This window comes from Geminicoccus sp. (assembly GCF_035556675.1).
Classification (GTDB): domain Bacteria; phylum Pseudomonadota; class Alphaproteobacteria; order Geminicoccales; family Geminicoccaceae; genus Geminicoccus.
Map to the genome: position 1 here is coordinate 1 of NZ_DATMFZ010000101.1, position 23,786 is coordinate 23,786.

Annotated in this window: 23 protein-coding genes; 18 read left to right on the forward strand and 5 right to left on the reverse strand. The window is 70.2% G+C overall.

The genetic code is table 11. From position 1 onward, the window contains the following. Nucleotides 1-90: 90 nt before the first annotated feature. The 13 genes from VNS22_RS07870 (at nt 91) to VNS22_RS07930 (ending at nt 13,538) form a co-directional block, all read left to right on the forward strand. Nucleotides 91-2,151: a molybdopterin-dependent oxidoreductase gene (locus tag VNS22_RS07870; RefSeq protein WP_325731292.1), complete on the forward strand. Its 2,061-nt coding sequence runs from the start codon at nt 91-93 to the stop codon at nt 2,149-2,151. A gap of 143 nt (nt 2,152-2,294) precedes the next feature. After that, the gene (coxB, locus tag VNS22_RS07875) at nt 2,295-3,269 is read left to right on the forward strand and encodes a cytochrome c oxidase subunit II (protein ID WP_325731293.1); all 975 of its coding nucleotides are present in this window, start codon (nt 2,295-2,297) and stop codon (nt 3,267-3,269) included. Further along, the gene (gene ctaD, locus VNS22_RS07880) at nt 3,266-5,788 is read left to right on the forward strand and encodes a cytochrome c oxidase subunit I (RefSeq protein ID WP_325731295.1); all 2,523 of its coding nucleotides are present in this window, start codon (nt 3,266-3,268) and stop codon (nt 5,786-5,788) included. The genes coxB and ctaD overlap by 4 nt, the downstream gene beginning before the upstream one ends. Continuing rightward, nucleotides 5,788-6,159 (forward strand): transmembrane prediction, encoded by a 372-nt coding sequence (locus VNS22_RS07885; protein WP_325731296.1) that lies wholly within the window; start codon nt 5,788-5,790, stop codon nt 6,157-6,159. Before ctaD ends, VNS22_RS07885 begins: the two co-directional genes overlap by 1 nt. Beyond that, nucleotides 6,159-6,779: a cytochrome c oxidase assembly protein gene (locus VNS22_RS07890; RefSeq protein WP_325731298.1), complete on the forward strand. Its 621-nt coding sequence runs from the start codon at nt 6,159-6,161 to the stop codon at nt 6,777-6,779. The genes VNS22_RS07885 and VNS22_RS07890 overlap by 1 nt, the downstream gene beginning before the upstream one ends. Continuing rightward, a complete protein-coding gene (locus VNS22_RS07895) occupies nt 6,776-7,858 on the forward strand; it encodes a c-type cytochrome (RefSeq protein WP_325731300.1) in 1,083 nt (360 codons plus the stop codon). Before VNS22_RS07890 ends, VNS22_RS07895 begins: the two co-directional genes overlap by 4 nt. Nucleotides 7,859-7,956: 98 nt before the next feature. Then, nucleotides 7,957-8,268, forward strand: a complete 312-nt coding sequence (rplU, locus tag VNS22_RS07900) for a 50S ribosomal protein L21 (RefSeq protein ID WP_191059974.1) — start codon at nt 7,957-7,959, stop codon at nt 8,266-8,268. A gap of 100 nt (nt 8,269-8,368) precedes the next feature. Continuing rightward, nucleotides 8,369-8,638 carry a 50S ribosomal protein L27 gene (gene rpmA / locus VNS22_RS07905; RefSeq protein WP_325731303.1) on the forward strand — a complete coding sequence of 90 codons (270 nt, stop codon included), beginning with the start codon at nt 8,369-8,371 and terminating at the stop codon, nt 8,636-8,638. 73 nt (nt 8,639-8,711) lie between these two features. Continuing rightward, nucleotides 8,712-9,746, forward strand: coding sequence for a GTPase ObgE (gene obgE, locus VNS22_RS07910; RefSeq protein WP_325731304.1), 1,035 nt, complete (start codon nt 8,712-8,714; stop codon nt 9,744-9,746). Next, complete coding sequence (proB, locus tag VNS22_RS07915; protein ID WP_325731305.1) at nt 9,743-10,852, forward strand: glutamate 5-kinase; 1,110 nt, start codon at nt 9,743-9,745, stop codon at nt 10,850-10,852. Before obgE ends, proB begins: the two co-directional genes overlap by 4 nt. A 14-nt stretch (nt 10,853-10,866) precedes the next feature. After that, entirely contained in the window at nt 10,867-12,135 is a 1,269-nt protein-coding gene (locus VNS22_RS07920) for a glutamate-5-semialdehyde dehydrogenase (RefSeq protein ID WP_325731307.1), read from the forward strand. 108 nt (nt 12,136-12,243) lie between these two features. After that, nucleotides 12,244-12,807 (forward strand): sigma-70 family RNA polymerase sigma factor, encoded by a 564-nt coding sequence (locus VNS22_RS07925; protein WP_325731309.1) that lies wholly within the window; start codon nt 12,244-12,246, stop codon nt 12,805-12,807. Then, nucleotides 12,804-13,538: an anti-sigma factor gene (locus VNS22_RS07930; RefSeq protein ID WP_325731311.1), complete on the forward strand. Its 735-nt coding sequence runs from the start codon at nt 12,804-12,806 to the stop codon at nt 13,536-13,538. Before VNS22_RS07925 ends, VNS22_RS07930 begins: the two co-directional genes overlap by 4 nt. A 15-nt stretch (nt 13,539-13,553) precedes the next feature. On the opposite strand, the gene VNS22_RS07935 is transcribed toward VNS22_RS07930, so the two are convergent. After that, on the reverse strand, nt 13,554-14,975 hold the full coding sequence (locus tag VNS22_RS07935) for a PLP-dependent aminotransferase family protein (RefSeq protein ID WP_325731313.1): 1,422 nt from the start codon (nt 14,973-14,975) through the stop codon (nt 13,554-13,556). A gap of 165 nt (nt 14,976-15,140) precedes the next feature. Between VNS22_RS07935 and VNS22_RS07940 the strand changes: the two genes are divergently transcribed. The 5 genes from VNS22_RS07940 to nhaA all read left to right on the forward strand — a co-directional run bounded on the left by VNS22_RS07940 (nt 15,141) and on the right by nhaA (nt 18,572). Then, the gene (locus VNS22_RS07940; protein WP_325731315.1) at nt 15,141-15,563 is read left to right on the forward strand and encodes a DUF983 domain-containing protein; all 423 of its coding nucleotides are present in this window, start codon (nt 15,141-15,143) and stop codon (nt 15,561-15,563) included. A 61-nt stretch (nt 15,564-15,624) separates the two neighbouring features. Beyond that, on the forward strand, nt 15,625-16,302 hold the full coding sequence (gene nadD / locus VNS22_RS07945) for a nicotinate (nicotinamide) nucleotide adenylyltransferase (RefSeq protein WP_325731317.1): 678 nt from the start codon (nt 15,625-15,627) through the stop codon (nt 16,300-16,302). Nucleotides 16,303-16,322: 20 nt separating this feature from the next. Continuing rightward, complete coding sequence (rsfS, locus tag VNS22_RS07950) at nt 16,323-16,676, forward strand: ribosome silencing factor (RefSeq protein ID WP_325731319.1); 354 nt, start codon at nt 16,323-16,325, stop codon at nt 16,674-16,676. A gap of 7 nt (nt 16,677-16,683) precedes the next feature. After that, nucleotides 16,684-17,142, forward strand: coding sequence for a 23S rRNA (pseudouridine(1915)-N(3))-methyltransferase RlmH (gene rlmH, locus VNS22_RS07955; protein ID WP_325731321.1), 459 nt, complete (start codon nt 16,684-16,686; stop codon nt 17,140-17,142). A gap of 101 nt (nt 17,143-17,243) precedes the next feature. Beyond that, nucleotides 17,244-18,572, forward strand: a complete 1,329-nt coding sequence (nhaA, locus tag VNS22_RS07960) for a Na+/H+ antiporter NhaA (RefSeq protein ID WP_325731323.1) — start codon at nt 17,244-17,246, stop codon at nt 18,570-18,572. On the opposite strand, the gene VNS22_RS07965 is transcribed toward nhaA, so the two are convergent. From VNS22_RS07965 to rlmN, 4 genes are all read right to left on the reverse strand, one after another. Continuing rightward, entirely contained in the window at nt 18,565-19,731 is a 1,167-nt protein-coding gene (locus tag VNS22_RS07965) for a mandelate racemase/muconate lactonizing enzyme family protein (protein ID WP_325731325.1), read from the reverse strand. The genes nhaA and VNS22_RS07965 overlap by 8 nt on opposite strands. 29 nt (nt 19,732-19,760) lie before the next feature. Then, the gene (locus VNS22_RS07970) at nt 19,761-20,747 is read right to left on the reverse strand and encodes a cation diffusion facilitator family transporter (protein ID WP_325731327.1); all 987 of its coding nucleotides are present in this window, start codon (nt 20,745-20,747) and stop codon (nt 19,761-19,763) included. An 89-nt stretch (nt 20,748-20,836) separates the two neighbouring features. Further along, on the reverse strand, nt 20,837-22,606 hold the full coding sequence (gene sppA, locus VNS22_RS07975; RefSeq protein ID WP_325731329.1) for a signal peptide peptidase SppA: 1,770 nt from the start codon (nt 22,604-22,606) through the stop codon (nt 20,837-20,839). A 3-nt stretch (nt 22,607-22,609) separates the two neighbouring features. Then, a complete protein-coding gene (rlmN, locus tag VNS22_RS07980; RefSeq protein WP_325731331.1) occupies nt 22,610-23,779 on the reverse strand; it encodes a 23S rRNA (adenine(2503)-C(2))-methyltransferase RlmN in 1,170 nt (389 codons plus the stop codon). Between the last annotated feature and the right edge of the window lie 7 nt (nt 23,780-23,786).

The following is a 23,786-nucleotide window of genomic DNA, read 5'->3' on the forward strand; positions in this document are numbered from 1 at the left end:
CCGCCAAATCAACCACTTGAACTTTTCCTACAAGCACGACCCCGCCATCCGGATCTTGAATGGTTCCAGCCGCCGGCCCATCCTGGCCGCATGAGCCAGATCCTGCCCTCCACCTGCCCCCACGACTGCCCCTCCGTCTGCGCGCTGGACATCGAGCGCCGCGACGACGGCACCATGGGCAAGGTGCGCGGCTCCAGCCGGATCGGCTACACGGCCGGCACGCTCTGCGTGAAGGTCAGCCGCTACGCCGAGCGCTTCCACCACCCCGACCGGCTGGGCTTCCCGCTCCTGCGCACCGGGCCCAAGGGCAGCGGCCAGTTCACCCGGATCGGCTGGGACGAGGCGCTGGACCGGGTCGCCGAGGGGCTGCTCGCCGCCGAGCGCAAGCACGGCCCGGAGGCGGTCTGGCCGTATTTCTATGCCGGCACCATGGGCTACGTGCAGCGCGACGGCATCGAGCGGCTGCGCCACGTCAAGCGCTACAGCCGGCAGCACAGCACGTTCTGCGTGGCCCTCTCCGATACCGGCTGGCGGGCCGGCTATGGCAAGCGCTGGGGCGTCTCGCCGGTGGAAGCCGGCGAGCATGCCGATCTCTGGCTGATCTGGGGCACCAACCCGGTCAACACCCACGTCAACATGATGAACCACGTATCCAAGGCCCGAAAGCGCGGCGCCAAGGTGATCGTGGTCGACGTCTACAAGACCGGTACCGCCGAGATCGCCGACATCCACCTGGCGCCGAAGCCCGGCACGGATGGGGCACTGGCCTGCGGCATCGCCCATGTCCTGTTCGCCGAGGGCTATGCCGACCAGGCCTATCTCGCCCAGTTCGCCGACCTGCCCTACGAGCGCCTGGCCGAGCATTTCGCCAGCCGGACGCCGGAATGGGCGGAGGGCATCTGCGGCATCCCGGCCGAGCGGATCCGCGAGGTGGCCCGCCTCTACGGCCAGGCCCGCGCGTCCTATCTGCGGGTCGGCTACGGCTTCACCCGGCAGAAGAACGGCTCGGCCGCGATGCACGCCGTGTCCTGCCTGCCGGTGATCACCGGCGCTTGGCAGCACCAGGGCGGCGGCGCCCTCTACTCGATGGGCGACATCTACGGCCTCGACAAGACGCTGATCGAGGGCCTGGACGCGCTCGACCCGTCCGTCCGGATCCTGGACCAGTCCCGCATCGGCCCGGTCCTGGCGGGCGACCGCCGCGATCTGGGCGATGGCCCGCCCGTCACCGCCCTGTTCATCCAGAACACCAACCCGGCGATCGTTGCCCCCGAGAGCGCGCTGGTCCGCCAGGGCTTCATGCGCGACGACCTGTTCACCGTGGTCCACGAGCAGTTCATGACCGACACGGCGAAGCTCGCCGACATCGTCCTGCCGGCCACCATGTTCGTCGAGCACGACGACCTCTACACGGCCAGCGCCCACGCCAACATCCAGGTCACCCGCAAGCTGTTCGAGCCCTTCCGCGAGTGCCGCAGCAACCACCTGGTGCTGGCGGAGATCGCCCGCCGGGTAGGTGCCGAGCATCGCGGCTTCGCCATGACCGAGTGGGAGCTGGTCGACGACATGCTCCAGCGCTCGGGCTACCCCCGCGCCCAGGAGATCCTCGACCGCGGCGGCTACGACGTGCTGGCCGAACGCTATGACGGCCATTTCCGCAACGGCTTCCCCACCCCGGACGGCCGCTTCCGCTTCGCCCCGCCCTGGCACGAGCTGGGCGAGCGCCACCAGACCATGCCGAAGCTGCCCGACCACCAGCAGGCGATCGAGGAAACCGACACGGAGCACCCGTTCCGCCTGGTGGCCGCACCCGCGCGGCAGTTCCTGAACTCGAGCTTCACCGAGATGGCGAGCGGCCGCGCCCGCGAGGTGCGCCCGACCGCCCTGCTCCACCCCGACACCATGGCCGCCCTCGCCCTGGCCGACGGCGACCCGGTCCGGGTCGGCAACCGGCGGGGCGTCGTCACCGTCCACGCCAAGGCCCGCCCTGACCAGCATCCGGGCACGGTGGTGATCGAGGGGATCTGGCCCAAGGACGGGTTCGCGGATGGCGAGTGCGTCAACACCCTGATCTCCGCCGAGCCGGGCTTCCCCAATGGCGGCGGCGCCTTCCACGACACCGCCGTCTGGGTCCGCGCCGCCAAAAGCTGATGCCGCGCTGCACCGGCCCGGTGGAAAAGGCGGCGCCCGGCCTCCTTCCCCGGAACAAGTACCGGCCTCGCCCGTTCGCCTGACAGGGAGCGTGCGCGCGAGGGACGGATGCAGACGGTCGATGTCGCCATGGCATGGCCGGCATGAGCCGGGCCCGGCCGTTCCCAGCGGCCACCGCCCTCGCCATCCTGGCCCTTTCCGCCTGCACCGGCCCGCAATCGGCGCTCGACCCTGCCGGCGAGGACGCCGCCGAAATCGCCGGCCTGTTCTGGCAGATGCTGGCCGGTGCCGCCGTGATCTGGTGCCTGGTGCTGGGCGGCTCCGTGCTGGCGAGCTGGCGGGGCCGCAGCCTGTGGCAGGTGGCGACCGCGCTGAAGGTGATCCTCTGGGCCGGCGCCGTCTTCCCGACCCTGGTGCTGGCCGGCCTCCTGGTCCACGGCCTGCGCCTGATGCCGGCTTTACGCGCCACCGAGAGCGACCTGCGCATCGAGGTGGTGGGCGAGCGGTTCTGGTGGCGGGTCATCTATCACCGTGAGGGCGCCCCACCGGTCGTCAGCGCCAACGAGATCCGCCTGCCGGCCGGCGCCACGGTCGAGTTCATCCTGTCCAGCCCCGACGTGATCCACTCCTTCTGGATCCCGCCGCTCGGCGGCAAGACCGACCTGATCCCCGGGCGCACCACGCGCCAGGTCCTCCGCCCGACCCGGCCCGGCGTCTATCGCGGTGCCTGCGCCGAGTTCTGCGGCGCCTCCCACGCCCTGATGGCGCTCACCGCCGAGGTGATGGCGCCCGAGGATTTCGCGAACTGGCTGGAGGCAGAGGCTGGCCCGGCAGCCGTCACCTCCGGGCCCGGCCCGGACGCCTTCCTGCGCCATGGTTGCGCCGCCTGCCACACCGTGCGCGGCACCGAGGCCGCAGCGGTGATCGGCCCGGACCTCACCCATCTGGGCCGCCGGCATACGGTCGGTGCCGGCATCCTGGCGAACGGCCCGGCCACGATCGCCCGCTTCATCGCCCACGCCGAGGCCCTCAAGCCGGAACTCCGGATGCCCTCCTACGCCATGCTTCCGGAAGCCGAGCTGCGTATCCTGGCCGACTGGCTGGCGAGCCTGCGATGAGCGAGGTACCCGACCAGGCCCTGCTCGACGCCCAGGAGGACCGCCTGCGCCGGGTCTGGGCGACGTCCGGCGGCTGGCGCTACTGGTCGGCGGTCAACAACACCGAGGTCGGCGTCTGGTACACCGCCACCTCGCTGTTCTTCTTCCTGTTCGCAGGCGTGCTGGCACTGATCATGCGCGGCCAGCTGGCGGTGCCGGACAACGACCTGGTCTCGCCCGGCCTCTACAACCAGCTGTTCACCCTGCACGGCACGATGATGATGTTCCTGTTCGCCGTGCCGATCTTCGAGGCGGTGGCGATCCTGATCCTGCCGCAGATGCTGGCCGCCCGCGACCTGCCCTTCCCGCGCCTCTCGGCGTTTGGCTACTGGTGCTTCCTGATCGGCGGCGTGTTCGTCGCCGGCTCGATCTTCTTCAACGCCGCACCCGACGGCGGCTGGTTCATGTACCCGCCGCTCACCACCAACCCCGAATATTCCGGCATCGGCGCCGACATCTGGCTGCTCGGCCTGTCCTTCATCGAGGTCGCCTCGATCGCGGCCGCAGTCGAGCTGATCGTGGGCGTCCTGAAATGCCGGCCGCCCGGCATGCGGATCAACCTGATCCCGCTATATTGCTGGTACGTGCTGATCGTGGCCGGGATGATCCTGTTCGCCTTCCCGCCGCTGATCGCCGGCGACATCCTGTTCGAGATGGAGCGGCTGTTCGGCTGGCCGTTCTTCGACCCCACCCGCGGCGGCGACCCGATCCTGTGGCAGCACCTGTTCTGGATCTTCGGCCACCCCGAGGTCTACATCATCTTCCTCCCGTCCATCGCCCTGCTCGCCATGATCGTGCCGACCTTCGCCCAGCGGCCGATCGTGGGCTATGGCTGGATCGTCCTGGCCGCGGTCGGCACGGGCTTTTTGAGCTTCGGCCTTTGGGCCCACCACATGTTCACGACCGGCCTGCCGATCGTCTCGCAAGGCTTCTTCTCCGCCGCCTCGGAGGCGGTGGCAATCCCGACCGGCGTGCAGATCTTCGTGTTCGTCGCGACCATGCTGGCCGGCCGGGTCGTGTTCGCCATCCCCATGCTCTACGCCACCGGCGCGCTGGCGATCTTCGTGTTCGGCGGCCTCACCGGCGTGATGGTGGCGCTCGCCCCCTTCGACTGGCAGGCGCACGACAGCTATTTCGTGGTCGCCCACCTCCACTACACCCTGATCGGCGGGATGTTCTTCCCGCTGATCGCCGGGGTCTACTACTTCTACCCCTTCGTGATGGGCCGGATGCTGTCCGACCGCCTGGGCAAGTGGGCGTTCTGGCTGATGTTCACCGGCTTCAACGTCGCTTTTCTGCCCATGCACTTCACCGGCCTGCGCGGCATGCCCCGGCGGGTCTTCACCTACCCGCCCGATCTCGGCTTCGACCTGCTCAACCTGGTCTCCACGCTCGGCGCCTTCGTGATGGCGGCCGGCGTGGCGGTGCTGGCATGGGACGTGGTGCGCCCGCTCACTTGGAAGCCCAAGGCGCCGCAGAACCCCTGGAACGCCGGCACGCTGGAATGGGCCGAGGGCGACCCGGAGAGCCCCTGGGGCATCCGCAGCGTGCCCATCATCGAGAGCCGCTACCCTCTTTGGGACCAGCCGGACCTGGCCCAAAGGATCCAGGAAGGCCGCTTCTTCCTCCCCGATGCCGAGGAGGGCAAGCGCGAGACCATGGTCACCACCGTGCTCGACGCCGAGCCGCTCCAGGTCCTGCGCCTGCCGGGCAACTCCTTCCTGCCGATGCTGGCCGCCGTCTTCGTGGGCGGCTCGTTCATCGCCGCCACCTTCCACTGGTGGGTCACCACCATCCTGTCCGGGGTGGTCGGCATCGGCGTGATCATGGTCTGGCTGTGGACCGGCACCTCGATGATTCCGGAGAAGCGGGAGAAGAATGCCGGCCTGAACACGATCCTGCCGCTCTACAGCTCAGGCCCCAGCTCGGTCGGCTGGTGGGCCATGTTCATCACCATGGTGGGCGACGGCACCGCGTTCGGCAGCCTGGTGTTTTCCTATTTCTTCTACTGGACGATCCGCCCGGACTTCCCGCCGCCCGACGCCACCGGGCCCGGCCAGTTCTACCCGACCCTGGCCGCGATCCTGGCCCTGCTGGCCTGGGGGCTGATGCTGCTGGCACGCCACCGCAACAAGGCCGGCCACGAGCTGAAGGCACTGCTCATGGTGCTGGCCTCGGCCTTCGTCGCACTTGGTTCCGGCGCCGCGATTCTCTGGGCGCCCTACGTCACCGGGCTCCAGCCCACCCGCGATTCCTACGATGCCACCGTCTGGGTGCTGGCGATCTGGACGGCGGCGCATCTGGCACTGGGCGCACTGATGCAGGGCTACTGCATCGCCCGCGGCCTCGCCGGCAAGCTCTCGGCCCGCCACGACATCGACCTGCAGAACGTCACGCTCTACTGGCACTTCGCCACCATCACCGCACTGACAACTGCCCTGGTGACGGGCCTGTTCCCCCTGGCCGTGGGAGCCGGATGATGCGGCGCTTCGGGGAGAAGGCCAATCTCTGGTTCCTGATCGCCCCGCCGACGATCTGGGCCCTGCATTTCCTGTTCTGCTACGTCACCGCCGCGGTGATCTGCGCCAAGTCCGGCCTGTCCGCCGACCTTCGCCCGATCCAGATCGCGATCGGGGCGGCGACCGCGGTGGCGGCGCTGCTGATCGTGCTGGCCGGCTGGAAGGCCTACCACCACTGGCGGCCCAGTTCCGAATTGCCGCCCTATGACGACCCGTCCGATGACGACCGAGAGCAGTTCCTGGGCATCTCCACCTTCCTGCTCAGCTGCCTGAGCCTGGTGGGCGTGGTGTTCGTGGCCCTGCCCGCCTTGTTCATCGCGGACTGCCGCTGATGCGCTGGCGGCTCCTCCTGCCAGGCCTCCTGGTGCTCGGACTTGCCTGGCTGGGTCCCCTGCCCGCCATGGCCGGCCATTCCTTCGCGGCGCACATGACGATCCACATGGCGGTGGTGGCCGTGGCGGCCCCGCTGCTCGCCGCCGCCATCGCCGGCACCCGCTTCGACCCCTCGCCCGGCCGGCCGATCCTGTTCGGGCCGCTCCCGGCCTCGCTGCTCGAGCTGCTCGCCGTCTGGACGTGGCACGCGCCGGTCCTCCACGAGGCGGCGCGCCACTCCACCCCCTGGTTCGTCCTGGAGCAGGCCTGCTTCTTCCTGTCCGGCCTGCTGGTCTGGACCGCCTGCCTGGGCTTTGCCACGCACGAGCGGACCGGGCGCAGCCTGCTGGGCACGCTCGGCCTCCTGTTCACCTCCATCCATATGACCCTCTTGGGCGCCCTGCTCGCCTTCGCCCACCGCCCCCTGTTCGGCGGTGGCGGCGACCATGGCCTGGCGGACCAGCAGCTGGGCGGCATCGTCATGCTGCTGGTGGGCGGCGCCTCCTACCTCTCGGGCGGCCTCTTCCTGATGGCCCGGCTGTTCCGCACGCAGGCCGGCTGGCGCGGGAGTGCCCCATGATCACCTGGCGACGGGGGCTGCTGGGCCTGGTCCTGCTGGCGCTCGCCGGGCTGCTCCTGGCCTGGTCGGGCCTGATCAGTATCGGCGCCAGCTCCGGCCACTGGAAGATCACCGACCTCGTCCTGCACTGGGCGATGGAGCAGTCGGTCGAGACCGCGGCCCTTTCGGTGGAGGAGCCGCCGGAGCTGGACGAACCCCGCCAGATTCGCCGCGCCGCCGGCCATTTCGAGGCGAGCTGCGCGTTCTGCCACGGCTCGCCCCTGCGCGGCCGGCCACCCCTCTCCGACCGGATGACCCCGCCGCCGCCGACGCTCACCGATTCGGCGAGGATCTGGAGCCCCGCCGAGCTGTTCGTGATCGTCCAGCAGGGCGTGAAGTTCACCGGCATGCCCGCCTGGATCGCGCCGAAACGTGCCGACGAGGTCTGGGCAATGGTGTCCTTCCTGCGCGCGCTGCCCGGAATGGATGCCGGCACCTATCGCGAGCTGGCCTTCGGCACCGACAGGCCGCCGGAAGGGGATCCCGATCCGGTGCTGGCCTACTGCGCGCGCTGCCACGGGTACGATGGCGGCACCGACCGCGGCGCCTTCCCGGTGATCGGCGGCCTGCCCGAGGCCTATCTGCGCGACACGCTCCAGGCATTCGCTAGTGGCACCCGGCAGAGCGGCATCATGCGTTTTGCCGCGGCCGGCCTGACCCCGAGCGCCATCGCCCGGGTCTCGGCCCATTATGCCGGCCAGCGCCCGCCGGCCGCGGAGCCGGGCGAGCGCGTGGCAGGCCTCCTGGCGCATGGGGAGAAGATCGCGACGGAGGGCCTTCCGGACCGGAGGGTCCCGGCCTGCCGGCGCTGTCATGGCGACTGGCCCGGGCGCAATCCGGCCTTTCCCGAGCTGGACGGCCAGGCGGCTTGGTATCTCGAGGAGCAGCTCCATCAGTTCAAGGCGGGCGCGCGCGGCGGCGGCCCCTATGCCCGGCTGATGGCCAAGGTCGTCCCGGGCCTCGCGCCGGAAGACATCGAGGCGATCGCTGCCTATTATGCCTCGCTGCCGGCCGCGCCGCAGGCCGCAGCGACACGTTGACATTTCGCAGCCCGCAAGTATTGTCCGCGCACCGTCCGGGTACCCCTACCCGGCGTGCCGTGTTGTTCGGTACATTCCGACCTCAGGATCTTCGTCCCATGTACGCAGTCGTCAAGACCGGCGGCAAGCAGTACCGCGTGACCCCCAACGAGGTGATCCGCGTCGAACTGCTGCCCGCAGAAGCCGGTGCAACCGTTGAGCTCACTGAAGTCCTGATGGTCGGTGGTGACTCTCCCGTCGTCGGTTCCCCGCTGGTCGCGGGTGCCAAGGTGACGGCTACCGTCCTCGAGCAGGACAAGGACGATAAGATCATCGTCTTCAAGAAGCGCCGCCGGAAGCATTATCGCCGCCGGACCGGGCATCGCCAGATGAAGACCGTCCTGCGCATCCAGGAGATCGTCGCGGCCTGAACGGCCCGGCCTTCTTGAGAATTCGCGGGCACCTGCCCATTTGGACAACGAGTGTCGTTTCCGGCCTGGTCGGCGACGATTTCAGCAGTGGAGACATCCCATGGCGCATAAAAAGGCCGGTGGCTCTTCGCGGAACGGTCGCGATTCGGCCGGTCAGCGCCTCGGCGTGAAGAAGTTCGGCAGCGAGAGCGTTCTCGCTGGCAACATCATCGTCCGTCAGCGCGGCACCAAGTGGCACCCCGGCAACGGCGTGGGCCTCGGCCGCGACTACACGATCTTCGCCACCCAGGACGGGCAGGTGAAGTTCCATGATGGACCGAAGGGCCGCAAGTACATCTCGGTGGTCCCGACCCAGGAAGCCGCCGAGTAACTCCGGCTCTTCCCATCGATGAGATGACGTGACGGCCGGGCTCCCCCGGCCGTTTTCGCATTGGAACACGACGATGCGCTTTCTCGACAGCGCCAAGATCTACGTCCAGTCCGGCCATGGCGGGGCGGGCAGCGGATCGTTCCGCCGCGAGAAGTTCATCCCGGAAGGCGGGCCGAACGGCGGCGACGGCGGCCGCGGCGGCTCGGTGATCGTGGTCGCCACCGCCGACCTCAACACGCTGATCGACTACCGCTACAGCCAGCATTTCCGCGCCGAGCGCGGCGGCCACGGCATGGGTGCCGATCGCCACGGCAAGGCCGGCAAGGACCGGATCCTGAAGGTCCCGGTCGGCACACGCATCCTGGCCGAGGACAAGGAGACCGTGATCGCCGACCTGGTCGAGGACGGCCAGACGGTGACCTTGTGCAAGGGCGGCGATGGCGGACGCGGCAACACCCACTTCAAGACCTCGACCAACCGGGCACCAAGGCGGTTCGAGCCCGGTTGGCCCGGCGAGGAGCGCTGGGTCTGGCTGGAGCTGAAGCTGCTCGCCGACGCCGGGCTGGTGGGCCTGCCCAATGCCGGCAAGTCCAGCTTCCTGGCCGCCTCCTCGCGCGCCCGGCCCAAGATCGCCGACTATCCCTTCACCACGATGGAGCCGAAGCTCGGCACGATCGTGATCGACCACGAGGCCTTCGTCCTGGCCGACATTCCCGGCCTGATCGAGGGCGCCTCGGAGGGTGCGGGGCTGGGCGACCGCTTCCTCGGCCATGTCGAGCGCTGCGGCGTGCTCATCCATCTGGTGGACGGCACCGAGAGCCGGATCGTCCAGGCCTACAAGACCATCCGCAAGGAGCTGGAGCTCTACGGCCATGGCCTGGTCGACAAGCCCGAGATCGTCTGCCTGAACAAGGTGGACGCGCTCACTGCCGAGCAGCGCCGGCGCAAGGCGAAGAGCTTGGCCGAGGTGTCCGGCCAGGAGCCGGTGCTGATCTCGGCCGCCACCGGCGAAAACGTCCGGCCCGTGCTGCTGCGTGCCTTTCAGCTGGTCAAGGCCAGGCGCGCCGCCGAGGCCGAGGCCAGAAAGAGCGTGCTGGAGGTCTCGTGACCTCTCCGCTTTCCGCCCGCCGCCTGGTGGTCAAGGTCGGCAGCTCGCTGCTGGTAGGCACGGACGGCCGGCCCCGCCAGGCATGGCTGGATTCGCTCACCGCCGACCTCGCCCGGCTGCGCTCTGCCGGCACCGAGGTGATCGTGGTGAGTTCCGGTGCGATCGCGCTCGGCCGCCCGGTCCTGGGCCTGCCAGCCGGGCCGTTGCCGCTCGAGCAGAAGCAGGCGGCAGCCGCGGTGGGGCAGATCCGCTGGGCAGCGGCCTGGGCCGAGAGCCTGGGCAAGCAGGACCTGACCGCCGCCCAGATCCTCCTGACCCTGGACGACACCGAATCGCGCCGGCGCTACCTGAACGCCCGCTCGACCATGGCCGCACTCCTGGCCCAGGGTGCCGTGCCGGTGGTCAACGAGAACGACACGGTCGGCACCACCGAGATCCGCTTCGGCGACAATGACCGGCTGTCCGCCCGGGTCGCGGTGATGGCCTCGGCCGAGACGCTGGTGCTCCTGTCCGACGTGGACGGGCTCTATACCGCCGACCCCCGCCGCGACCCCGGCGCGCGCCATGTCCCCACCGTCCAGGACATCACGCCCGAGATCGAGGCGATGGCGGGCGGCGTGGGTTCCGCGGTTGGCACGGGTGGCATGGTCAGCAAGCTGGTAGCCGCGAAGATCGCCAACCATGCCGGCTGCTCGGTGGTGCTCGCCAAGGGCGAGGGCCTGCACCCCCTGCACGCGATCGAGGAAGGCGGGCGCTGTACCCGCTTCGTCGCGAAAGCCAGCCCGCACGGTGCCCGCAAGCACTGGATCGCGGCGTCGCTCGGGGTCACCGGCGTCATCACCGTGGACGAAGGCGCACTCCAGGCCCTGCTCCAGGGCCGCTCGCTGCTGCCGGCCGGCGTGCACGGCGTGGAAGGCAAGTTCGAGCGCGGCGATGCCGTGCTGGTGCGCTCCCTCGACGGCCGCGACCTGGCCAAGGGCCTGATCGCCTACGACGCGGGCGATGCCCAGCGCATCGCCGGCCTGCGCAGCGAGGACATCGAGCGCACCTTGGGCTATCGTGGCCGCGACGTGCTCATCCACCGCGACGACCTGGTGCTGCTGTAAGGGAGCTTCTGGCAATGGCCGAGAGCGAGATGGTCGACCTGATCGGGCGGATCGGCCGCCGGGCCAAGGATGCCGCCGCCGGTCTGGCCCTGGCCCCGCGCGCTGCCAAGGACCAGGCCCTGCTCGACGCTGCCGCCGGCCTGCGCGCTGGCCAGGCGACGCTGCTGGAGGCCAATGCGAAGGACATGGAGGCCGGCCGCACGGCGGGCCTCAGCCGCGCCCTGCTCGACCGCCTCCTGCTCACCCCCGAGCGGATCGAAGGGATGGCCGCGGGCCTGGAGGTGGTGGCCGCCCTGGAGGATCCGGTCGGCCGGGAACTCGCCCGCTGGCGTCGCCCGAACGGCCTGGACATCGCGCGCGTGACCGTGCCGCTGGGCGTGGTCGGCGTGATCTACGAGAGCCGGCCGAACGTCACCGCCGATGCCGCGGCCTTGTGCCTGAAGGCCGGCAATGCCGTGATCCTGCGCGGCGGCTCGGACAGCTTCCACTCCTCGCGCGCCATCCACGCGGTCATCGCCGAGGCGGTCGCCAAGGCGGGCCTGCCCGCCGATGCCGCCCAGATGATCCCGACCACCGACCGCGCCGCGGTGGGCGCCCTGCTGGCGGCCAGCCAGCATGTCGACGTGATCGTGCCTCGCGGCGGCAAGTCGCTGGTGGCCCGCGTCCAGGCGGATAGCCGGGTGCCGGTGTTCGCCCATCTGGACGGCAACAACCACACCTACCTCCATGCCAGCGCCGACCCGCAGATGGCACAGGAACTGGTGCTGAACGCCAAGCTTCGGCGCACCGGCGTGTGCGGCGCCACCGAGACCTTGCTGGTCGACCGCGCCGTGGCCGCCCGGCTGCTCCCGCCCATCCTGGACGCGCTGGCGGCCAAGGGCTGCGAGATCCATGGCTGTGCCGAGACCCTGGCGATCTGGCCGAACGGCCAGCCGGCCGACGAGGCGGACTGGAGCACCGAGTTCCTGGACGCGGTACTGGCGGTGAAGGTCGTGGCCGGGCTGGACGAGGCGATCGGCCATGTGAACGGCTTTGGCAGCCACCACACCGACTGCATCGTCGCGCGCGACACGGATGCGGCCGAGCGGTTCCTGGCCGAGGTCGACAGCGCCATCGTCACCCACAATGCCTCGACCCAGTATGCCGATGGCGGCGAGTTCGGCTTCGGCACCGAGATCGGCATCGCGACCGGGCGCCTCCATGCCCGTGGCCCGGTCGGGCTGGAGCAACTCGTCACCTACAAGTACCAGGTCCGCGGCAGCGGCCAGTGCCGGCCGGGCTGAGCCGCTGCCGTAGCGGGCGAAACATTCCTGAGATGAGTTCAGGTCACCGCTTGGCGGCCGGGCAGAGCCGACTTATCTGTTGTCCAGATGCGCACGGCGGACCTCACGGTGTCGAAGGACGCCGACGATAGCCCTGAACTGCTGAATGACCTGCTCGTGCAGGTCGGGCGGCGGGATGCCGAAGCGTTCCGCAAGCTCTACGCCGCCACTGCCCCCAGACTGCTGGGCGCGGCCCTGCGGATCGTGCGCCGCCGCGAGGTCGCCGAGGATGCGCTGCACGACGCCTTCCTCCGGGTCTGGTGGCACGCCGACCACTATGACCCGGCCAGGGGTGCGGCGATCGGCTGGATGATCACCATCCTGCGCAACAGTGCCATCAATCACCTGCGCAAGGCCGGCCGGGAGCGCGTCGTCGCCAGCCTCGACACCGATGAAGACGACGACGTCCTGGAGCGGATCGGTGCGGTGCCGGGGGTCAGCTCTGCCGACCGGCTGTCGCTGGTCCACTGCCTGGGTGAGCTGGAGCCGCAGCACCGGCGCTGCGTGATCATGGCGTTCGCCGACGGCTGGAGCCAGGAGGAGTTGGCCGAGCGGCTGGGCCAGCCGCTGGGTACGGTCAAGAGCTGGATCCGGCGCAGCCTGGCCCGCTTGCGCACCTGCCTCGACTCATGACCCCCGACGACAATCCCACCGACGAGCTGGATCTGGACGCTGCCGAGTTCGTCCTCGGCACGTTGCCGCCGGTCGAGCAGATGCGCTTCGAGATGCGGCTGCGCAACGACCGGCTGGCCCAGGGTCGGGTAGTGTGGTGGCAGCGCCGCCTGGCGCCGCTGCTCGGCCTGATCGAGCCGGTCGAGCCGCCGGCAGCACTGCTGGAGCGCATCGAGCGCTCCATCCAGCGTCAGGGCCGCCCGTCGCGCGGCAAGGTGTTCGTGCCGCTGCACCGCCGGATCTGGAACAGCCTGTCGCTGTGGCGCGGGCTGGCCTTCGGCTCTGCTCTGCTGGCAGCAGCGTTCGCCGGCCTCCTGGTGGTGCGCCCGCTGCCACAGGGACCGGGTGCGGCCTATATCGCGATCCTGGACGATACCAGCGGCAACCCGATGTGGCTGGTGAGTGCCGACCCAGCCGCTGGGGCGGTGTCGATCGACCCGGTCGGCCAGATGAGCGACGGCGACCGGGTGCCGGAACTCTGGCTGATCCCCGCGGGCAGCCCGGTCCCGGTCTCGCTGGGGGTGCTCGATCCGGACGCGCGGATGGCCATGGAACTGCCGGCAGAACACATGGCCGGGATCGGCGGTGGCGCCATGCTGGCGGTCAGCCTGGAGCCGACGGGCGGCTCGCCGACCGGCCGGCCGACCGGCCCCGTGGTCCAGCAGGGCCGGATCGTCCCCTACCTGCCCTGAGCACTGGCGGAAGGCTCAGATCACCGGACGCCCGGCCGCGGCCGGCTGCCGCTCCAGGAGCCGGCGCAGGCAGGAGAGCGCATCCACCAGAGCCGTCCGATCGTCCTGCACCCCCAGCGACACCCGTACCGCTTCGATGGCCGACGGGCCCACCGCGAACGCATCGCCGGGCGTCACCGACAGGCCGAGCCGGCCGGCCTCGCCGGTGAAGGTGCTGGCACGCCAGCCGGCCGGCAGCTGCAGCCAGAGATGCGGGCAGGATGGATCGGCGGCCGGCCCGAACCCGGCCAGGATGTTCGCCGCCAGCTGCTGGCGCGCCCGGTTCTCCGCCCGGATCGCGTCGCGGATCGCCAGGAGGCTGCCGTCCTGGGCCCAGCGCATCGCCAGGCCGGTCATCAGCGGCGGCGGCATCAGGCAGGAGGCGCGCAGCATCTGCACCAGACGATCCGCCTCGGCTGCCGAAGGTGCCGCGACCAGCGCGGTGCGCAGCCCCGGCGTGGCGCATTTGGACAGCGTGGCCACATGCCAGGTCCGCTCCGGCGCCAGCCGGGCGATCGGCGGCAGGTCCGTCGCCTGGAGCAGGCCATAGGCATCGTCCTCGATGACCGCGATACCATGCTCCGCCGCGAGCTCGGCCAGCCGTGCGCGCCGCTCCAGGGGCAGCGTCGCCGCGGTCGGATTGTCGGCGGACGGGATCAGGTAGAGCGCCTTCGGCCGGGCCGCCCGGCACGCTTGCGCCAAGGCTTCGGGCAGGATCCCTTCAGCATCCATCGCCACAGGCGTCAGGCGGACGCCGTGACTGGTGGCGACCGCGATCAGGCCCGGATAGGTGAACTGCCCGCACAGGAGCCGGTCGCCCGGCCGGAGCAGCAGGCCGCACAACGCATGGAGCGCGCTCTGGCTGCCGCTCGCCAGCACCACCCGCTCCGGTGGAAGCGGCCCCAGCCGCTGTGCCAGGAACTGCGCGGCCAGCCCCCGGTCGTCGGGGCTGCCGCCGCTCTCGCCATAGTGCAGCCGCGCCAGGCCTGGTCCGTCCGCCAGCAGGGCAGCGATGCCCTGCCCGATCCGCGTCGCCAGCCGTGCCGCAGCCGGCTGGGGCGGCGAGTTCATGCTGAGGTCGACCAGCGCCACTTGTGCCGGGATAGCCGTGCCCAGAGCCGCGAGCGCTCCCTCGGCGACGAAGCTGCCCTGCCCGGCCCGGCCCGCCACCAGGCCGCGCGCCCGGGCCAGGCGGAAGCCGCGCATCACCGTGGTGAGATCGACGCCCAGTTCCTGGGCCAGCCGGCGCTGCGGCGGCAGCCGGTCGCCCGGCCGCAGCCGGCCAGAGCGCAGGGCCGCGACCAATGCCGCCACGATGCCGGCCGCCTTGCCGCCCTCACCCGCCGGCAGTTCCGGCCGCCAGGGAACGTCGCCGGTTCCAGCGTTCTTCTCATGCATCGCGGATCGTCCATGACAGATGGTCGCGCCCGGCAGCTTCCCGGACGGGCCGCGATTGGCGGCAGCGACATGTACGGCTATATCTGGCGTATTGTAGGCATCTTGTATGGCTTACATCTGCAGTATGCATACATTGCCATGGCACGGAAGGAAAGGATCCATCCCATGCAGGCGACCGCCCCCGGCACCCACGGCAGCGGCGGCCCGTGGCACGAGACCAGCAGCCCCATGCGCACTGGCATCCGCGGCCGCTGTCCGCGCTGCCAGCAGGGCCACCTGTTCCGGGGCTTGCTCACCCTGCGCGACCGCTGCGAGGTGTGCGGGCTGGACTATTCCTTCGCCGATCCCGCCGACGGCCCGGCCTTCTTCGCCATGTCGATCGTGGGCATCCCGGCCCTGGTGCTGGCGGTCTGGCTGGATCTCGCCTTCGATGCACCCTACTGGATCCACCTGGTGGTGACCTTCCCGTTCGCGGTGCTGGCCTGCATCGCGCTGCTCCGGCCGTTCAAGGGATGGCTGGTGTGCTCGCAGTACTTCTACAAGGCAGAGGAGGCGCGGCTGATGACCGAGCGGGACCCGAAGGACTGAGGGCCTTGCGCCCGGGCAACGGATCGGCTCCGTTGCCGGCCCCGGCCCTTCTCGGCGCACCATGCCCCTCGATCAGACCTTTCCCCGCCGCCCGGTCGCCCGGATCGACCTGAAGCAGCCCGCGCCACCGGCTCCGACCCTGCCGGCACAGGCCCGGGTGGGCCTGTTCGGGGGCTCGTTCAACCCGGCGCATGCCGGGCACCTGCACGCCAGCCAGGAGGCGCTGCGCCGCCTGCGCCTTGACCGGGTCGTCTGGCTGGTCTCGCCGCAGAATCCGTTGAAGGAGCGCCGCGGGATGGCGCCGTTCGCCGAGCGCTTCGCCTCGGCCTGCCGCGTGGCGCAGGCGGACCCGCGCATCGAGGTGAGCGACTACGAGGAGCGGCACGGGCTGCAATACTCGGCCGACACGGTGGCCCGCCTGAACCGTCGGGGCGACCGGCGCCATGTCTGGCTGATCGGTGCGGACAATCTGCTGCAACTGCCACGCTGGAAGCATTGGTTGCGCCTGCTCCACGCCTGCCCGGTTGCGGTGCTGGCGCGCGCACCATATCTTGAGCGTGCTGGAACAGGACTGGTGGCCCAGCGATTCGCCGCAGCCCGGATCGACGAGCGGCAGGCGCATCGGCTGGTCGACCTGCCGGCTCCAGCATGGGTCTTGTTGCATCATCGGCTGCATCCGGCCTCGTCCACGGCAATTCGTGGCGAGCGGAAGGCGGCGAGCCAGGAGAATTTCACATAGCCACCGCAGGCAATGGAGGCATGGCAGCGACCGACCTCCTCGACTTCATCACGAAGTCGCTCGACGACGACAAGGCGGTTGACCCGGTCGTCGTCGATCTGGCGGGCAAGACCTCGATCGCCGACTGGATGGTGGTCGCGTCGGGGACCTCGCAGCGGCACATCTCCTCCATGGCGGAGAAGCTGCTGCAGAGCCTGAAGGACCAGGGCTACAAGAACGTGTCCGGCGAGGGGCTGGGCGCCTCGGACTGGGTGCTGATCGATGCCGGCGATGTGATCGTCCATCTGTTCAAGCCCGAGACGCGCAGCTTCTACGACATCGAGAAGCTCTGGTCGGTGGAGGCCCCCAAGCGCCTGGCCGTAGCGCCCGGCTGACCGGCCGGTGCGCGCCCTCATCCTGGCGGTCGGGCGCAACCGCGACCCGGCGATCGAGAGCCTGGTCGAAGCCTATCGCCAGCGCTGCCCCATCCTCGCCCCGCTGGTCGAGATCGAGAGCCGTCGCCCTGCCGAGGACCCTGCCCGGCAGGACGATGAAGCACGCCTGCTGCTGGCCAGGGTCCCTGCGGGCGCCACGGTGGTGGCACTGGACGAGCATGGCCGCCAGTTCGACAGCGTCGCGTTCGCCGGGCGGCTGGGGAGCTGGCGCGACCAGGGGGTGCGCGACCTGGCCTTCCTGATCGGCGGCGCTGCCGGCCATGGCCAGGCGGTGCTGGCGCGCGCCGACCTGAAGCTGGCCTTCGGCAGCATGACCTGGCCGCACATGCTGGTCCGGGTGATGCTGGCCGAGCAGATCTACCGGGCCACCACCATCCTGTCCGGCCACCCCTACCACCGTTCCTGAACAGAAAATCAACCGCCGTCCCGGCCGGTTCTGCTTGCCCCTGCCAGGAAGCTTGGCCATTCCTGCTGGCATCAGACATTCGGGAACTTCAGGGCGGCGCCGTGACAGCTTCAGCAGCAGCAGCTTCTTCCATCCGCCGGCAGGTCATCCTGCCGTTCCGCCGTTTCTTCGAGACCGCCAGTGCCGGCGGCGCTGTCCTGATCGCGGCTGCGGGCTTCGCCTTCCTGTGGGCCAACTCCCCATGGGCACCCGCCTACGAGGCGATGAAGCACGCCCAGACTACCGCGACCATCGCCGGAGTGGGCGTCGACAAGTCGCTGGCCCACTGGGTCAACGATTTCCTGATGGCGCTGTTCTTCTTCGTGGTCGGGCTCGAGATCAAGCGCGAGCTGGTGGCGGGCGAGCTGCGCGGCTGGTCACGCGCCGCCCTGCCCGTCATCGGCGCGCTGGGCGGGATGGTCGGCCCGGCCCTGATCTATGTCATGATCGCCGGCAGCACCGCCTATGCGCCCGGCTGGGGTGTACCGATGGCCACCGACATCGCGTTTGCGGTGGGCGTGCTGGCGCTGATCGGCGACCGGGTGCCCTATGGGCTGAAGGTGTTCCTGCTGGCCTTCGCGATCGTCGACGACCTGGGCGCGGTCATCGTGATCGCCCTGTTCTATACGCCGGACGTGGCGGTCCTGCCGCTGGTGATCTCGCTTGCCACCTGCCTGCTGGCCGCGGCTTATGGCCGCCAGGGCGGCGGCCGGCCGATCGTCTTCGTCATACTGGGGGCAATCGCCTGGTACGCCATGCTGAAGTCCGGCGTGCATGCCACCATCGCCGGCGTGTTGATGGCCTTCACCGTGCCGCTGCGTCAGGTGCCGGATGCCGCGGCCCTCGGCGAAGCGCTCACTCCCAGGCTCTCCGGGAGCCCGGAGCGCATCGAGGTCGAGTTGCACTCCCTGGAGGCGCTGATCGAGGAGCGGCGCAGCCCGCTGCACAATTTCGAGCACAAGCTCCAGCCCTACGTCGCCTTCCTGATCATGCCGATCTTCGCCCTGTTCAATGCCGGGGTGAACGTCACCGGCGGCACGCTGGAGATCGGGATCGGCACGCTCGCCGTCTTCCTGGGCCTCTTGATCGGCAAGCCCGTCGGAATCGTGGGTGCGGTCATGCTGGGGTCCTGGCTGAAGCTCTACCGGCTGCCGCCGGAGATGAACCTGCGCGCCCTGTTCGGCATGGGCCTGCTCGGCGGGATCGGCTTCACCATGTCCCTGTTCATCGCCGACCTGGCCTTCCCGGACCCGGTGATGCTGGACGAGGTCAAGCTGGGCGTGCTGTGCGCCTCGGTGGTGGCGGCCTTCCTGGGCCTGGCTTGGCTGCGCTGGGTCCTGCCGGCCTCGCCGGCAGCTCTGCCCGACCCGGAACCTTCGAGCGTCACCTGAGCGGCAGGCGCCGCATCCGGCCAGGGGCCGCAGGATCGTGGAAATGGTCCAGCGGTCCGTGGTCCACGAAGTGGCGGTGCCAGCAGGCCAGGGCCTCGTGGTCCAGGCAGACCCCCAGGCCCGGCCCGTCCGGCACCGGCACGACGTCGTTCTTCTGCCGGAACGGTCCGCCCTCGATCACGTCGCCCACCTGCCAGCGGAACAGCGACTGGGACGGCTCGCGGATCCAGGGCATCGCCGCGGAGACGTGGAGATAGGCAGCGGTGCAGACTCCGGTGTCGCCCGAATAGCACCAGAAATCGACGCCCATCGCCTCACAGGCGCCGATGAAGCGAATCGCCCGGCCAATCCCGCCCAGCACGGCGAAGTTGACCACGATCGCATCCGGCGTGCCCAATGCCACGGCCCGGCGCAGATCCGGCACGTGGCTCGAGAAGCGGATCGAGGAATGGCGGCGCAAGGCGGCCATCTCCTCGAAGGTCGCGACCGGGTCCTCGTAGTTGCGGACATCGTAGGGCTCGATCTCGCGCAGGATCCGGATCGCGGTCGGCAGCGACCACTGCATGTTGGAATCGAGCCGGATGGTCGGCTCCGGCCCCAGTGCCTGGCGCAGGAGCCGCACGGTCCGGATCTCCAAGAGCGGGTCACCCTGGATCAGCTTGCCCTCGAACAGCGTGCTGCCATGGGCCTCGCGCATCGCCAGGCAATGCTCCGCCACCGCCTCCGGCCCGGTCTCGCGGCCCTCCCGGAAGGCGAAATACTCGGTGAACGGCACGGCGTCGCGGACCTTGCCGCCCAGCAGAAGGTGGAGCGGCTGGCCCCAGGCCTTGCCGCGCAGGTCCCAAAGCCCGATCTCGATGGCGCCGAACGCCTTGGCGACCGAGGCATCGTCGGTGTTCTGGACGATCTGCCAGGGCGGCAGGCAGCGCTGCTCGCAGGCCGCGATGTCGAGCGGGACCATGCCTTCCAGCAGCTCGCCCATCCGCTGCACCGTCGCCAGCACGTCGACCGAGGGCGCCTCGCCCAGGCCCACCAGGCCCTGGTCGGTGAAGATCTCGATGATCAGCTTGGAGGTGCCGGGATAGAGCCCGCCGCTCCACAGCAGGGGCGCTTCCAGGGGAATGTTGACCGGGGTGACCTTCAGGCGGGTGATGCGCATCTGCCCTCCGTACCGGGCCCCCTCGCCCGTCAGTCGATGTGCGGCTCGCCCGCCGGCACCGGATGCACGGTCACCTCGGCACCGACGAACTGCTCCTCGAGCTCCGCCTCAATAGCATCGGCGATTCGCCGGGCATTGGCCACCGGCATGTCGGCGGCGACCTCGACCTCCAGATCGATGTAGCAATGGTCGCCGGTCTCGTAGCCATGGAGATGGCCGACTCCCAGCACGCCCGGCTGGGCACTGGCGAGCGTCTCGACCTGCCGGCGCAGGTTCCGGGGCAGCGCCCGCTCCAGCAGCGTCGCCACCGCGTCCCGCCCGATCCGCACCGCCATCACCAGGAGGTAGATCGCCACCCCGGCACCGACCAACGGGTCCAGCCGGTCCAGCCCGTACAGGCCGGCGCCCAGGAGCGACAGCACCACCGCGATCTGGGTGAGCAGGTCGCCCTCGTAATGGGCGCGGTCCGCCGCGATGGCCGCCGAGGCGGTAAGCCGCACCACGCGGCGCTGGTAGCCCACCAGCACCAGCGTGACGACGATCGACACCAGCATCACCACGAGGCCCCACCAGCCATGCTGGATCGGGACGGGATAGACGAACTGCCGGATCGAGATGCTGAGCACGAACAGGCCGGCCCCGCCCACGAATGCCGCCTGGGTCAGGGCCGAAACCGCCTCCGAGCGCCCGGGCCCCATGTGGCTGCGCGGCTCGGCAGGGGTGCGCGCGGCGCGAAAGCTCAGCCAGATCATGCCCGAGGCGGCCAGATCGGCGAAGCTGTCGACCGCGGAACTCATCAAGGCGGTGGAGCCGGTGGCGATCACCGCCAGGAGCTTCAGCACCGCCAGCGCCACCGCAACCAGGACGCTCACCGTCGAGGCGCGCGCGATCAGGCGGCGCCGCCGGTCGGGACTGCTGTCCGATGCCGGGCCGGACGGCACGGCTGTTACCTCCTCCGGCATCGGGTCGGCCGGCGGGGGCGGTGCCACGACGGCGGGATCGCTGGGCTCGTTCATGCTCACGGAGGGCCAATTGCCCCGTTCGGCAGCGCCGATCAACCCTGTGCGGGCAAAACTGCGTGAGGTTTCCGTGACGGGCGGTCCCGTCACCGCACCGCAGCCGATGGCAACGCCATCAACGCGGGCCCCCTGGCCAGCACGCCGAGGCTGCCGCCCAGCAGCGTGTCGACCATGGTCAGGCCGCGGCGCAGTCTGCCCAGCAGGCGGAACAGGTCAGCGCGCGGATCGGGCAGGGTCACCAGGCTCACCTCCTGGTCCGGCTGGAGGTTCAAGCGTTCCTTGATGGCGGCGATCGCGTCGGCGAGGCCCCCCAGCCGGTCGATCAGGCCGATCGGCAGGGCCTGCTCGCCGGTCCAGACCCGGCCACGCGCGACCTCTTCGACTGCCTCGGCGGACAGGCCACGCCCGGCCGCGACCCGCTCCTTGAACGCCTGGTAGATCGTGTCGACCATCTGGTCGACCTTGGCCTGCTCTGCCGGCGTGTAGGAGCGGTTCAGCGTCCAGAGTTCGGCATGCTCGCCGCGGCTGGTGGTCAGCCAGTTTACCTCCAGCCATTCCCACAGGTCCTGCAGGACCGGCTTGCCCGCGATCACGCCGATCGAGCCCGTAAGCGTCGCCGGGCCGGCCAGGATCAGGTCGGCATCCGCGGCGATCCAGTAGCCACCCGAGCCGGCCACGTCGCCCATGCTGACCACCACCGGCTTGCCCGCCTGCTTCAGCCGGTCGATCTCGCGCCCGATCGTGGCCGACGCCACCGCGGAGCCGCCCGGCGAGGCGATCCGGAACAGGACCGCCCGGATGGCATCGTCCTGGCGTGCGGCGGCAAGCGCACCCGCCACGTCGTCGGCGGACGCGGTCTGGCCCTCCAGCCCGCCACTGCCACGCAGGATCGGCCCCACCGCATGGATCACCGCCACCTGCGGAAACTCGCCGCCGGGCCGGCTGCGCGCTCGATAATCCTCGATCGCCACCCGGCGCCAGCGCGCCGAACCCGACCCATTGCCGGAGACGGCACCCTCGTAGAGCCGGTTCAGCACCTCGTCCTCGTGCGCGATCCGGTCGATCAGGCCCGCGGACAGCGCCGCCTCGCCGGTGTAGGGGCCGGCATCGATCAGCTGGCCGATCCGCCCGGCCAGCTGCGGGCGCCCGGACTCGATGCCGGTGCGGAACTGCCGGTCGAGCGATTCCAGCAGGGCCTGGCTCATCTCCCGGTGCTCGGGCGACGGGTCGGAAGCGGCGGCGAAGTCGAACGCGGTCTTGTACTCGCTGCGCCGGGTGACCTCGAAGCGGATGCCCAGCTTCTCCAGCAGGCCCTGAGCGAACGGCTCCTGCATGGACAGTCCGGCCAGGCCCAGCGAGCCCACCGGCTGGAGCACGATCTCGTCGAACGCGCTGGCGAGGTAGTAGCCCTCGTTGGCCGGGCTCAGCTCGCCGAAACTGTCGGCATAGGCGACGGTGCGCTTGCCGGCGGCGCGCAGCTCGAGGATGGCGCTGCGCAGTTCCTGGGTGGTGGCGAAGCCCCGGGCGGTCTCGTCCAGCCGGGCATAGACCGCCTTGACCCGCGGGTCGCCCGCCGCACGGTCCAGCGCCTCCACCAGGTCGAGCAGCCGGTACTCCTCCTGGTCGCCCAGCCAGCCGGCCATCCAGCCGGGCTGGCCCTCCAGGATCGGCCGGCGCAGGTCGAGGCTCAGGAACATCTGATCGGGCAGCGGCTCCTCCTGACGGGTGAGCCACCAGATGCCGCCGGCCACGCCCAGCACCAGGACCAGGCTGAGCAGGCCCACCGTCGCCAGGAAGCCGGTCAGGAACCGCCGCAGCCACGACCGCCTGCGGGGCCGGTCCCGCCCGCTATCCATGGCTCAGTGCAGGGCGGCAGCGGGGGCGGGGGCGGGCGTGGAGGCCGCCGCCGACGAGGCGGCAGCCGCCTCACGCCGCGCCCGGATCCGCTCGCTCGCGGTCTTGAGCTGGCCACAGGCGGCCAGGATGTCCCGGCCGCGCGGCACCCGCACGGGGCTCTGGTAGCCGGCCGCCTCCACGATCCGCGCGAACGCATGGATCCGGTTGTTGGACGAGCAGGTGAACTCCGCACCCGGCCAGGCGTTGAACGGGATCAGGTTGACCTTGGCCGGGATGCCTTCCAGCAGCCGGACCAGCTCGCGCGCATCGGCGTCGCTGTCGTTCACGCCGGCCAGCATCACATATTCGAAGGTGATCGGCTTGTTGCGATGCGGGTAGGCGCGACAGGCATCGAGCAGCTGCGCGATCTTCCACTTGCGATTGACCGGCACCAGCTCGTCGCGCAGCTCGTCGCGCACCGCATGGAGCGAGATGGCGAGCCCGGTGCCCAGCTCCTCACCCCACTGCACGATCCGCGGCACCACGCCCGAGGTGGAGAGCGTGATCTTGTGCTTGGACAGGCCGATCCCGTCGCCGTCGCTGGCGAGCTTCATCGCCGCCGCGATGCCATCGTAATTGAACAGGGGCTCGCCCATGCCCATCACGACGATGTTGGTGAACAGCCGGTCGTCGCGCGGGCTGGGCCACTCACCCAGGGCATCGCGCGCCACCAGGAGCTGGGAGAGGATCTCGCCCGGCGTCAGGTTGCGCACCAGCGGCATGGTGCCGGTGTGGCAGAACTTGCAGGTGAGCGTGCAGCCGACCTGGGTCGAGACGCACAAGGCCCCCCGGTCGTCCTGCGGGATGAACACGCACTCGACTTCCTGGCCGTCGAAGAAGCGCAGCAGCCACTTGCGCGTGCCGTCGGTCGACTGCTGCTCCACCACGATCTCGGGCCTAGCCACCGAGAAGCGCTCGGCCAGCCGGGTGCGCGTCTCCTTGGACAGGGTGGTCATCTGCTCGAACGAGGCGGCACCCCGGCAGTAGATCCAGTGGAACAGCTGGCGGGCGCGCATCGGCCGCTTGGCTTCCGGCTCGCCGATCTCGGCGAGGGCCAGTTCCAGGCCGGCGCGATCCGCCCCGATCAGGCTGGGCAGCCCGTCGGCGGCCAGGGGCTTTCTCAATTCGGGCACGTTCTGT